Raw genomic sequence first — 12,663 nt, 5'->3', positions numbered from 1 at the left:
GTTAAATTAAATAAAAATAAGGCAGGAATCAGAAGGGTTTGACTTCGATTTCTGCCTTTTACTGTGTTCGATAGAGGTGGTTGTATATATCATAGGATAGGGCGCGTTGATATTGTTGAGATGAAATCATTTTTTCGACACGCATGCGTTTGAGTACATAATGTTGTCTGTTAATAGAAAGATTAACTGCTTGCTTATCTTTCAACTGGCCATCTTTAGTGAAAGGGGTATATACATAAGGGCTTTGTAGTAACCCTGTAATATAAGCTGATTCAGCGATGTTAAGGTCATGGGGTGGTTTGCCAAAAATACCGTATGAAGCAGATGTAATTCCTGTAATGTTTTGACCGTGTGTATCTAAGCCAAAGGGAACAAGATTTAAATAAGTATAAATGATTTCTTGCTTGGTCATAATATGCTCAATTCGCGACGCATACATAATTTCTTTTGCTTTTCTATCGTAGGTGCGTTCATTCGTGAGTACTTGATTTTTTACAAGTTGCTGGGTAATGGTGCTCCCACCTGTCGCAAATTTAGTGTCAAAAATATCTTGATACATTGCACGTAATATCGCTTTCGGTAGAATACCATTATGTGTATAAAAATCTGCATCTTCAGAAGCGACTAATGCTTTTGTTACATAAGGGGACACCTCGGCTGGACCTGCAATTAGAGGTGGTTCTTGTTGATTGTAGACTGCAATTAAATTCTCCTTTTCGGGATGCGCCAAGTTCAGTTCTGGAAGGCGTGTAATTTGACGCATCAATTCATGGTTATCAATCGACTTTGCATCTGAGACAATACTTGCAAAGTAACCTAGAGTAAGGCCGGATAGAAAAATCAGACCTAATAATATAAATATAATAAAGGAAAAAATTGTCTGTTTGATTCTTTTAAAATAATAATCATACCGCTCTAGAAATGAAGTCGCTTGATTTGGATAATTTGTTGTTAACTTCATACGCCATGACCTCCATATATTAATCAAAGTATAGCATATTTTAAAAAAGGTGTCCGAAGTCACTTTTAAGTTGTATTTGACATCGATTTTGGAAGGTTATATAATAAAATGCAATTACATAACGTATTGAAATTGAGGACAAGTAATTTTTGTAATTATATCAAGAGAGTCAGTGGGTGGTGCAAACTGATTATAATACATTAATGAATACACCTCTTAATTGAATTTCATCGTTTGGCAATGAACGTATCATTGTAAGAGTTCCAAGTATGGTGGTAACGTGCTTCAAAGCGCCCTTACAGTTTGCATGTAAGCGGTGCTTTTTATTTTTGATAATTTTAATTAGGGAGGTTATTTTTATGACAAATGCATTATTAGAAGAATTAAGCTGGAGAGGTTTAATTTATCAACAAACAGATGAAGAAGGTATAGAAGCGCTTTTAAATAAAGAGAAAGTCAAATTATATTGTGGTGCAGATCCAACTGCTGATAGTTTGCATATCGGGCATCTCTTACCTTATCTTACTTTACGTCGATTTCAAGATGCGGGTCATAGACCGATTGTCCTTGTCGGTGGCGCTACTGGTATGGTAGGAGACCCATCTGGTAAATCTGAAGAACGTTTATTACAAACTGAAGAACAAGTTGAACGAAATGTTCAAGGAATAAAGAAACAAATGGAGCAATTGTTTGATTTCAATACTGAAAATGGTCCTATTTTAGTAAACAATAAAGACTGGTTAGGACAAATTTCATTGTTAACATTTTTACGTGATTACGGTAAACATGTGGGTGTCAATTACATGCTTGCTAAAGATTCTATCCAATCACGACTCGAACGTGGTATTTCATATACTGAATTCACGTATACGATTCTTCAAGCCATTGATTTTGGTCATTTAAACCGTGAATATGACTGTCGAATTCAAATTGGTGGCTCTGATCAATGGGGAAACATTACAAGTGGTATTGAATTAATGCGCCGTATGTTTGGTGTGAATGATGTCTATGGCCTTACTATCCCATTAGTCACTAAAGCAGATGGGAAAAAATTTGGTAAATCTGAATCAGGAACAGTATGGTTGGATAAAGAAAAGACAAGCCCATATGAATTTTATCAATTTTGGATTAACACTACAGATGAAGATGTCATCAAGTTCTTGAAATATTTTACATTTTTATCTCAAGATGAAATCGCTGACTTAGAGGTTTCTGTTCAAACAGAACCGCATTTGAGAAAAGCACAAACAACATTAGCGGAAAGTGTAACACGCTTCATTCATGGTGAGGATGCTTTAGAGGAAGCGAAACGCATTTCTCAAGCCTTATTTAAAGGGGACGTTAAAGCATTAACTTCACAAGAAATCAAAGCCGGATTTAAAGATGTACCTCAAGTGACTTTATCTCGTGAAACGACAAACATCGTGGACGCGCTTGTAGAAACTAAAATTTCACCATCTAAGCGTCAAGCACGTGAAGATGTTAATAATGGTGCAATTTACATTAACGGGGAAAGACAGCAAGCTTTAGATTATACATTATCTGAATCAGATCGTTACGATGATACATTTACAATTATTCGCCGTGGTAAGAAAAAATACTTTATGGTGAATTTTGAGTAATTGAAATCAACTAAATAGGCTCATTATTCGCTAATGCTTATCGTTTTTAATTGACTTTGATATGATGCATTATAAATAAGCATTTCGATATAAAACCCAAACTCAATAGCGCTAAGATGGTTTTTAATAAAACCGTCGTAGCGCTTTTTTTGATGTCTTTTAGGTTGAATGGGATGATTTTTTTCTTAACTAGACAACTTCAACGCTTGTATCATTTCAATCATCTGGGTAGCAAGTTTTGAATTAACTTTAAAATAAATAAGGAACTGTTCAAGAAAAAATCCGAGATTTTCGTGATATTTTACGAAAACCTCGGATGATGCCGATGATTAAACTGTTTTTACGCCAAGCTCTTTTGTAAAGACTGGGTATAGCTCATTTATGAAGTTTTATTTGACTCAGATAATTTAACATCCACATCTTTAGTTTTGCCGTCACGATTAATTTTTAACGTGATATGTTCGCCTGGTTTTTTGTTTTTATACAGATAGGATCTTAAATCTGTGTCACTATCTACCTTTTTGCCATCAATTCCTGTTATGATATCACCTTTTTTGATATCAATATCACGACGTTGAACTTCAGCAACATAAATACCAGAATCAGAGTGAATACTATTGCGATATTGTTGAGGTATTTCTGAAATATTGATTATACCGATAGATGGTCGTTTCACTTCGCCATGCTTAACTAATTCTTCAATCACAAGTTTCACTTCATTACTTGGGATTGCAAAACCAATGCCTTCAACTTGAGGTGCAGAAATTTTCATCGAGTTAATGCCGACTAAGTTTCCGTTAATATCAACCAGTGCGCCACCAGAGTTACCAGGATTTATCGCAGCATCTGTTTGAAGCACTGTGACTTTATTTGGCCCTGCCGAAGTGTTAGCCTCAATTGTTCGTTCATTTGCAGAAATAATACCTGAAGTGACTGTATTTGAAAATTCTAAGCCTAATGGGTTACCCATTGCAAACACGCTATCCCCAGTTTTAACTTTTGATGAATCAGCGAAAGTGATTGCCTTAATATCATCTCGGTCTTTAATTTTAAGCACAGCAATGTCAGTTAATGGGTCTGTTCCAACTAATTTAGCATCTACTTGTTTAGAATTATGTAATTGCACTTTAATTGAAGAAGCGCCCTCAATCACATGGTTATTAGTGACAATAAATGCATCCCCATTATTTTTTTGATAAATGACACCTGAACCAATTCCTGTCGGTTCGGCTTTAGTCGATTTGCCTCTTAACAGATCTTCAAGACTTTGTGCTTGTTGTTCATTGATCACACCTACAATTGCAGGGGATTGATCTTTTATCATTTCATTCACAGATTTGTATTTGTTGCTCTTTCCATCTAACGTATTGCCACCATTATCATTTTTGGCCACATTTACTTGCGAGCCATTATGACCTTCGAATAGTGAGCCGTTTGAAAAAAGTCCTGCCACGCCTAATACTATTAAACCGCCTAACAATCCTGCGATTAAAGAAATCAAAACGATTTTGAGCCAAGGCAGTTTCGGTTTTCGTGGAGGAGGTGGATTATAACTGTGAGTTGAAGAGAAGCGTTGATCACTGCTTCTTTGATTTAGATTTTCGTTTTCATGTGGTGTCCCATGATTTTGTTGTTCATTATCAAAATCTCGCATAAAATTCCTCCTTTAATTCATATTATGATTGTTTTCAATCTATATTACCAGTATGATGTTATCAGACTTTAGATGTATCTTATGGAATGGTTGTTGAATCACAATCGAAGTGATAGAATTTAAAGGGTTAAAAAATGATAAAGCAGGTGTGAGAATGTTATATAAAATTATAGGTAATGTGATTGATTTCATTATTGTGAAAGTATTGAGAAATTTAGAGGTGTTAGGAAAAGAAAATCAACCCGCAAACAATCAGTATGTGGTGACATGCAATCATGAAAGTTACAATGAAATCATTTTACTGGGTGTAGCTTTATTACCGAATCAGATTCACTTTATGGCTAAGCAAGAACTATTTCAAAATAAATGGTTTGGTAAGTTTTTAACACAGTTAAATGCATTTCCAGTTAATCGTGAAAATCCGGGACCGAGCACGTTAAAAATCCCCGTAAAATTATTGAAAGAGAATAAAACGGTTGGAATTTTTCCATCTGGTCACCGTACGAGTGAAGAAGTACCTTTAAAGCGTGGGGCATCTACGATTGCGATGCTTGCTAAACAGCCTATATTACCTGCAGCATATGTAGGACCTACTCAAATTAGAGGGTTATTTACTAAAAAAGCTTATATTAAATTTGGTGAACCGATTAGTACTACGGATATCCCTAAAGAATTAAATCGCCAAGAAAAGGTTGATTATATTACACAGCAAATCAGCGCGCGTACAAAACAATTGCAAGATGAATTAAACGCATATGTTAACCAAAAATAGGTTTTAAAATCAACGGAAAAGTATAAAGAGATGCTTTTCTGTTGTTTCTATTTAAAGTAGTGCCTATTAACAGGTTTAATTATAGCCAGATTGATACACGGGGATTTTCCTAAAAGAAAATCATGTTATAATAGTTTTGTCAGAATTTTCAGTTAGAGGAGGGGTAGGATTGGTAAAAGCTGTATTATTTGATGTCGATGGTGTATTTTTAGATGAATCTCGCTGTTTTGATGTTTCGGCATTGACAGTCTATGAATTACTTTATCATTCTTCATATTTAGGGTTAAATGAACGCAACACAGATTTGAGTCAATTGACGGATGAAACAATAGCGAACATTAGAACTCAAATATTTAAGAATGATCAAATTCTTAATCAATTAAAATCACTTGGTATTAACTCAAACTGGGATATGTTATTTGTCGTTTTTTCAATTCATCTTATCGACTATCTTAAACAATTAGCGCCAAAAGAAAGGGAAGCATTTTTGCAAAGTGAGACATGGACTGCTGATGCATTATGTGCTGTTGGGAAGATAAAGCCAGATTTCCACATTTCTTTTGAACAACCATTGGCATTTATTGAAAATGTTGAGCCTGGTAAAAATCATATTTATGAAGCTTTACAAAGTCATGCGAAAGAACAACTTAATACAAATCAAACGTCTCTTTTTGATATGAAAAGTCCATTGTGGCATTTGGCACAAGAGCTTTATCAAGAATGGTATTTAGGTCATGAATTATATGAAAAAGTCGAGCATAAAGTGCCTAAAACACAATATAAAAAAGGATACATATATCACGAAATTGCACTCGCACCTATTGAGCCGATTAAAACATTATTAACAGATTTAAAACAAGCAGGTTATCTCATTGCAATTGCAACGGGAAGACCACGTACAGAAACGATTGTTCCTTTTGAGGCACTTGGCTTGTTAGATTTATTTGATCCACAACATATTGTTTCGGCAAGCGAAGTTTTAGAAGCGGAAAAAATGTTCCCTGATTTAAAACCACTTGGAAAGCCTAACCCTTTTAGTTATATCGCTACATATGAAGGGAATCAGCTTGAAAATTATTTTGATTATGCAACAGAACAAGAAGGACGTATGCATCCAGACTATGTCACAATCGTAGGTGATTCCTTAGCGGATTTATTGAGTGCTAAAGTGCTTAACGCAAGATTTATAGGGACATTAACTGGCTTAAAAGGCCAAAAGGCAGCAGATGAACTCAAGCAACATGGGGCAGAGATACTTGTTGACAATGTCCTTGATATACGACCATATTTATTAACATCATCACATTAATAATCAATGCTTAAAATACGATATAAGTTGATTGAAGAGACGATAAAAAAGATTAATTAAATGATCGCAAGAACCAAGAACGAGTCAGGATAGCTTCTCCTGATTCGTTTTTTTGCCCTATGACTATCAAGTTAATTTGAGAAGTTTATAGTGCATATGAAAGGAGGGATTGGGCCATTAATCCCAACGTAAAAAGTGCTAAGATGACTATCAACAGAAAATCGTCTTAACACTTCTTTTTTATAAGACCGCGTATTGTATGACTTCGCTTAATTATGCCTCATTCTTCGCGTAGTGGTTGTCTGACTTTACATACGCTCAAGTTCGCATTTGCGACGTTGAGTCAACATAGATTTAAGACTTTATACCCATTGCAAGTATGTGCATTGAGGCAAGGGTATCAAAAACTTTATGTCCAGAATGCCCCATATTTTGTTTTTAAGAATCATATTAATTGGAAGGATCTAAAATAACTTGAACTACATTTTGAAAGCCATCAATTTCTAATAAGGCTTTACGGACATCATCATTAATCGGATGGTCAATAGAAAGAATCATCATCGCGTCACCACCGAGTTGAGTACGTCCTAAATGCATAGAAGCGATATTGACGCCATGTTCGCCTAGTATTTGACCTGTTTTACCAACGATGCCTGGACGGTCAAAGTGATTAATAATTAATTGATATTGTTCAGGCTTAAAGTCAACAGGATAGTCATTAATGCGCACAATTCTTGGACCAAAACCATTTAAAACTGTGGCACCAATTTTTAAACTATCCGCTTTATTGATTAATTCAAGCTCAATATAATTGCTAAATCCTTTTTTCTTTTTCGTCTTTTCAATCGTATAAGTAACGTTTTGTTCATTAAGTAAAACTAAAGCGTTTATCAAGTTAACATGATCACCCATATCTTGTTGTAAAACCCCAGTGACAAGATTTCGAGTGATGAGACTCGTATCGTCTAATGCGATATCACCGGCGTATGTTATTTTAAGTGTTCTTGGTGCTTTAGGTAATATTTGAATACCGACTTGACCTGTAATTTTAGCAAGTTCTACAAAAGGTTTTAACTCTTCATCTTCATTAAAGACGCCTTTAGGTGCATTAACTGCATGTTTGACATTCCCATTTTTCAAAATGTCGATAATCTCTTCCGCGACAGAGACGGCAACTTTTTCTTGGGCTTCGATTGTCGACGCACCTAAATGAGGTGTCACAATAATTTTTGGATGTTTCACAACTGCGGATTGATGCGCAGGTTCACTTTCGAAAACATCAAGCGCTGCTGCTGTAATTTTATTGTCATCTAATGCTTCAATCAAAGCTTTCTCATCAATGATGCCCCCACGCGCAACATTAATAATTTGCAGGTTCGGTTTTGCTTGATTAAAGAAAGATTGATTAATAATACCTTTTGTTTTTTCTGTAAGGGGCGTATGTACAGTAATAAAGTCAGCATGCTGCGCGATTTCGTCAATTGATGCGCGTGTAAATTCAAGTTCTTTTGCTTTTTCTTCACTTAAGTAAGGATCATAAGCCAAAACTTTCATACCGAAACTTTGCAATCGTTTCGCAACACCCGTTCCAATGCGCCCTGTTCCAATGACACCGAGTGTTTTTCGATACAATTCTGTTCCTCTGAATGTTTTTCTATCCCACGTCCCATGACTCAATGACTGATGGGCTTGAGGGATATTTCGCGCCATACTTAACAACATTGCAACTGAGTGTTCAGTAGCGGATATCGTGTTACCGTCAGGTGCATTGATAACAATAATACCTTCTTTTGTAGCAGTATCGATATCAATATTATCAACACCTACACCAGCACGAGCGACTACTTTTAATCTAGAGCCAGCCTTTAATACCCCGGCTGATACTGTTGTTTGACTACGCACGATTAAAGCATTGTAATCTTTGATTTCATTTATCAATGCTTCTTCAGTTAATGCGGTCTGATGTATCACTTCAAATTCTGGGTCCTCATTTAAACTTTTAAGACCTTCTTCTGCGATTGGATCTGCGACTAAAACTTTATATTTCATTATGAACAACCTCCAAAAATGCTTGTGTTGCTATACCGATATAAGATTGATTTCGGTATTTTGTTAAAATCATTTCTAACCCTGCAATAAAAGGTAATAAATCGAAAGGTGAGATGAAGCCCATATGCCCGACTCTCAAAATTTTTCCTTTTAGATGGCCTTGACCTCCAGCAATTGTAATATTAAACTGTGATTCTAATTGTGATTTAATGTGCTTCACTTCTGCTTCATCTTTAGGTACAAAAGCAGTAACGGTTGGTGACGCATATTGATCTTCAACCAAAAGAGGTAAATCCAATTTTTTTAATGCTGCGCATACAGCATCTCTAATTGTTGAATGACGGCGAATGACGTTGTCAAAACCTTCTTCAGATATCATTTTTTGAAATTCGATGACCCCTCTAAATGTCGAAACATTAGGCGTAAAAGGTGTGGAATGTTTTTCGAGAGCATTGTGATGCTTGGCTAAATCCAAATAAAAGCGTGGCGTTTTTACTGATTTGAAGCGTTCCAATGCGCGATCGTTGTATGCAACAAAAGCAATGCCGGGTGGCAACATTAACGCTTTTTGGCTTCCTGAAACGAGGACATCAATATCGTCGCGTGTTAAATCAACATCGACTGCACCAATACAGCTCACACCATCAACAACATAGTATATATTTGGATCGTGTGCTTTAAGGGCATGGCCGAGTTCAGCAACAGGGTGTAATACAGCGGTAGAGGTTTCGCAATATTGTGTAAAAACGGCATTCACAGGTGTCTCTATATTTTTAATAAATTCGATGACACCATCGACTTCAAAAGATTTTCCCCATTCGACTTCATAGACGTGAACATGATTAAAATAAGTTTCAGCAATTTGTTTGTAACGGTTACCAAATGCGCCCGAAACAATGATAACTACTGTATCATCTGGATTTACAATATTTAACATGCTTGCTTCAAGTGCACTTGTACCGCTTGAAGTTAAAATCATAACGTCATTTGTGCTTCCGAACACTTGTTTAAGTGACGAAAATGCTGCTTCAGCGATTGTTTCAAATTCAGTTGACCGGTGACCGACCATAGGTAAGTTCATTTGTGCTTGGATACGTTGGGGTACTGGGGTAGGACCGGGTGTTAAAAGTAAAGAATGATGTGTATACATAGAGAACCTCCCTTAATAATATTTTTTAATTTTATCAAATTTTCTGACATATTAACAGGTATCAATACAAAATTTTGGATTTGTTGGTGCTGAAAGGGGATGTGGAATGAGATCGAATGGAAGCTCTTACCGCATCGCGACAAGGATAAATGCGGTTTTGGAAAATATAGATAAAATAGTTGTAATACATTATCTAATCGCACCGTTGTATAACTTATTTATTATTTTGATTTCTTAATTAGATGGTTAGAATTTGAAGATGACTGAGAAGATTGAATTTTAATTATTGGTTCAGTTTCAACCGCAACGTTACCTCTTACACTATTTGAAATCATACAATTTTGATCTGCAATTTTAATCAATTGAGACAACCGTTTTTCTATTTGATCCTTCTTGGATAGTTGGTCAACAATAATTTTAGGTTTATGTATGATTTTGACCATTTTAAATCGTTGTTGTTCAAATTGTGCTTCACCGTAACTCTGCATATTAATTGCTATCGGTGTTAGATGCGCACGCTCTAAAGTTGCAGCTAAAGAAATTGTCATACAACTTGCGGCTGCACTGACTAAAAGCTCATCAGGATTTGTGCCAATACCGACACCTCCAAGTTCACTTGGGATAGAAATCTTATGTTGGATATGATTTCCTGTTACTTCTCCAACACTATCGCGTCCACCAGTCCACTTCACTTGAACTGGAAATTGATGATGTGCCAAATGTCTCACTCCTTATAAAAATATGTTAAGTTAAGTGTAGTAGAATATAGATAGAATTGAAAGGAAGACTCATTGTATGAAATTGATTCAACCACCCAAACATTTTCAAATCGTAGCGCACAGAGGTTTTTCAAAAATGTACCCTGAAAATACGAAATCAGCATATCAAGCTGCACTTGGCAGACATATTCAAATGTTAGAAATTGATTTGCATATGACAAAAGATGATGTGCTCGTCTCTATTCATGATGATACGATTGATCGTACATCGGATCATACGGGTGAAATTAAATCCTATACTTTAGATGCATTACGAGAATTTGACTTTGGAAGTTGGAAAGCGGGGAGTAAGAAAGAAGAAATAATGACGTTTGATGAGGTTTTGACACTCGCTAAAAATTTTTCGAAAACGTTGTTGATTGAAATTAAAAAGCCTCATCTCTATCCAGGTATTGAAGAGGCAATCGTGCAAACCATTAAAAAACATAATTTTCCTTTTAATCGTATTATCATACAGTCTTTTGATCAGAAAAGTATTCAAAAATTGCATGACTTAGCGCCTTACATTCAATTAGGCGTGTTATTAAGTAAAAGAAAGTATTGGTTAAAACAACCAGAATTTCAAGAGCTTGCTCAATTTGCAGATTTTGCGAATCCTAACTTCAAATTGGTGAATAAAAAATTTATCTCAAAAGCGCATCAACATCACTTAAAGGTTATACCGTACACTGTTAATCGTATGGAAGATGCAAAGAGATTGATACAGCTTGGTGTTGATGGGATAATTTCTGATGCACCTAATGAGTTATTTAAAGTATAAGTATGCTTATAGATAAAAAGGAGCAGAAGAGTGACAGCGGTCGAGTGGACTTCTGTTGCTCTCCTGCTCCTTTTAATCATGGATAAAGTGAAAATGTCGGTCGTTACTGTTTTTTTGTTAGACGTTCATATGCGCCTAAAGCAACCGCAAGATCAAAGTATGCGGCACCGACACATTTAAAAACAGTGATACTCTCATCATTTGAGCGTTGCAATGTACCATTAAGTGACAATGATTTTAAATCACCATCATAATCTTCAAATTTAAAAATACCTTTTTCATTTGCTTCGATGATTTCACCTGCTTCTTTTTTAACGCCTTCGACATCATCAAAGATGACTTTATCTGCTTTAGGTAAGATACGATTATCAATTTCTTTCATATCTGGACGATATGAGCCGATGCCATTAATATGTGTCCCCGGTTTAACAGTATCCGCATCAAAAACAGGCTCAGCTGAAGAGGTTTGACAATTGATAATATCAGATTGTGTTACTAACGTTTCCACATCATCAACGATTTCAACTTCATAATCTGAATACGTTTTCAAAATACGTGCTTTTAAATCTTCTGCTTTATCTTTGGATTGATTATAAAGCAAAATACGTTGAATGGGTCTTACTTCAAGATTTGCAATTAATTGTTCAAAAGCCATGCCGCCTGTACCAATCATGCCAATCGTCTGTGCATTTTCTTGACTTAAATATTGTGTGGCAATACCACTTAACGCGCCCGTTCTTAAGCGTGTTAAATAACTTCCATCGATACTCGCAACATGTTCACCCGTTTTTAAATCCGTTACAATGATTGTCCCTTGTGTCGTTGGACGATCATGGTCTGGATTTTCAGGTGTAATAGAAGTAATTTTAATAATACCTAGTTGTCTGTTCAAGTGGATACAAGGCATATAGAGCATTGATTTCGCACCTTCACCTGTAGGAATTACAATTCTTTGTGCTTGACGAACGCCCTCCATATCTTTAAATAATGCCTCAATATCTTGAATCGCATCTCCAATATGATAAGCATTTTTAACTGCTTCCTCATTAAAAACTTGCATAAATCGTACCTCCTCAGTTTATGTTTCTATCTCAAAGTATAAAATAAAGAAGAAACGATGTGAAATAATAAAAGCGATACAGTTGATGAGTGCGTGTATAGGAAAATAACAAATTTATGTCTCTTTTTACGAAAATTTAATTGACCAAAATTTTGGAACAGAAGAGGGGACAAACCATGATTTTAAAAGGTTCTTCATTTTTTATGGTGGGATGACATAAGTCATCCTGCTTTTTTGTACAAAAATAGCGCAAATGCCTCTATCATTTTAAGTGACTAAACCAAAAATAAAGGAGACATATTGCGCCTATGTGTAATGATATATTAAAGTTACTAAAAATTAAAGATAATAATATTAAAATCACTAAAGTTAAAGAAGATGTAGTTATTAGAGGTAAGAAATCTAACGTCATCTTTGGTACCCTTTCATACAAGCCTATGACTTGTCCTCACTGTTATCATACGAATCCAAACCGAATACACAAATACGGAAAACGTTTATCGCGAATTACTTTTTTAAGATTCCAAGAGATAGCAGTGTATTTAAA

10 protein-coding genes and 1 pseudogene are annotated in these 12,663 nt (G+C 35.5%); 5 read left to right on the top strand and 6 right to left on the bottom strand.

Annotated features, from left to right (window positions below; all coding sequences use genetic code 11):
- Positions 1 to 58: 58 nt before the first annotated feature.
- Entirely contained in the window at positions 59 to 961 is a 903-nt protein-coding gene (locus HMPREF1208_RS05410; RefSeq protein ID WP_016425353.1) for a biosynthetic peptidoglycan transglycosylase, read from the bottom strand.
- A 359-nt stretch (positions 962 to 1,320) separates the two neighbouring features.
- Between HMPREF1208_RS05410 and tyrS the strand changes: the two genes are divergently transcribed.
- A complete protein-coding gene (gene tyrS, locus HMPREF1208_RS05405) occupies positions 1,321 to 2,583 on the top strand; it encodes a tyrosine--tRNA ligase (RefSeq protein ID WP_016425352.1) in 1,263 nt (420 codons plus the stop codon).
- Between the two features lie 379 nt (positions 2,584 to 2,962).
- Here the strand turns inward: tyrS and HMPREF1208_RS05400 are convergent, their stop codons facing one another.
- Entirely contained in the window at positions 2,963 to 4,237 is a 1,275-nt protein-coding gene (locus HMPREF1208_RS05400) for a S1C family serine protease (protein WP_016425351.1), read from the bottom strand.
- Between the two features lie 154 nt (positions 4,238 to 4,391).
- On the opposite strand from HMPREF1208_RS05400, the gene HMPREF1208_RS05395 reads away from it, so the two are divergent.
- Both HMPREF1208_RS05395 and HMPREF1208_RS05390 read left to right on the top strand, forming a co-directional pair.
- Positions 4,392 to 5,009, top strand: coding sequence for a lysophospholipid acyltransferase family protein (locus HMPREF1208_RS05395; RefSeq protein ID WP_016425350.1), 618 nt, complete (start codon positions 4,392 to 4,394; stop codon positions 5,007 to 5,009).
- Between the two features lie 169 nt (positions 5,010 to 5,178).
- Positions 5,179 to 6,318, top strand: a complete 1,140-nt coding sequence (locus HMPREF1208_RS05390) for an HAD family hydrolase (protein WP_016425349.1) — start codon at positions 5,179 to 5,181, stop codon at positions 6,316 to 6,318.
- 450 nt (positions 6,319 to 6,768) lie between these two features.
- Here the strand turns inward: HMPREF1208_RS05390 and serA are convergent, their stop codons facing one another.
- The 3 genes from serA to HMPREF1208_RS05375 all read right to left on the bottom strand — a co-directional run bounded on the left by serA (position 6,769) and on the right by HMPREF1208_RS05375 (position 10,236).
- The gene (gene serA, locus HMPREF1208_RS05385) at positions 6,769 to 8,367 is read right to left on the bottom strand and encodes a phosphoglycerate dehydrogenase (RefSeq protein ID WP_016425348.1); all 1,599 of its coding nucleotides are present in this window, start codon (positions 8,365 to 8,367) and stop codon (positions 6,769 to 6,771) included.
- Positions 8,357 to 9,517, bottom strand: coding sequence for a pyridoxal-phosphate-dependent aminotransferase family protein (locus HMPREF1208_RS05380; protein ID WP_016425347.1), 1,161 nt, complete (start codon positions 9,515 to 9,517; stop codon positions 8,357 to 8,359). Before HMPREF1208_RS05380 ends, serA begins: the two co-directional genes overlap by 11 nt.
- Before the next feature lie 221 nt (positions 9,518 to 9,738).
- Positions 9,739 to 10,236, bottom strand: a complete 498-nt coding sequence (locus HMPREF1208_RS05375; protein ID WP_016425346.1) for an SACOL1771 family peroxiredoxin — start codon at positions 10,234 to 10,236, stop codon at positions 9,739 to 9,741.
- Positions 10,237 to 10,312: 76 nt separating this feature from the next.
- Here HMPREF1208_RS05375 and HMPREF1208_RS05370 point away from each other — a divergent pair, with 76 nt between their 5' ends.
- The gene (locus tag HMPREF1208_RS05370; protein ID WP_016425345.1) at positions 10,313 to 11,056 is read left to right on the top strand and encodes a glycerophosphodiester phosphodiesterase; all 744 of its coding nucleotides are present in this window, start codon (positions 10,313 to 10,315) and stop codon (positions 11,054 to 11,056) included.
- A gap of 103 nt (positions 11,057 to 11,159) precedes the next feature.
- Here HMPREF1208_RS05370 and HMPREF1208_RS05365 read toward each other — a convergent pair whose 3' ends face one another.
- Positions 11,160 to 12,116, bottom strand: coding sequence for an ornithine cyclodeaminase family protein (locus tag HMPREF1208_RS05365; RefSeq protein WP_016425344.1), 957 nt, complete (start codon positions 12,114 to 12,116; stop codon positions 11,160 to 11,162).
- Between the two features lie 308 nt (positions 12,117 to 12,424).
- Here HMPREF1208_RS05365 and HMPREF1208_RS12180 point away from each other — a divergent pair.
- Positions 12,425 to 12,663 (top strand): annotated as a pseudogene (locus HMPREF1208_RS12180) (ISL3 family transposase); the annotation flags it as partial.

The sequence above is a fragment of the Staphylococcus sp. HGB0015 genome, assembly GCF_000411275.1.
In the GTDB taxonomy this organism is placed as follows: domain Bacteria; phylum Bacillota; class Bacilli; order Staphylococcales; family Staphylococcaceae; genus Staphylococcus; species Staphylococcus schleiferi.
Note: the sequence above shows the minus strand (reverse complement) of the source record. Positions and strands in the feature narration are given on the sequence as shown.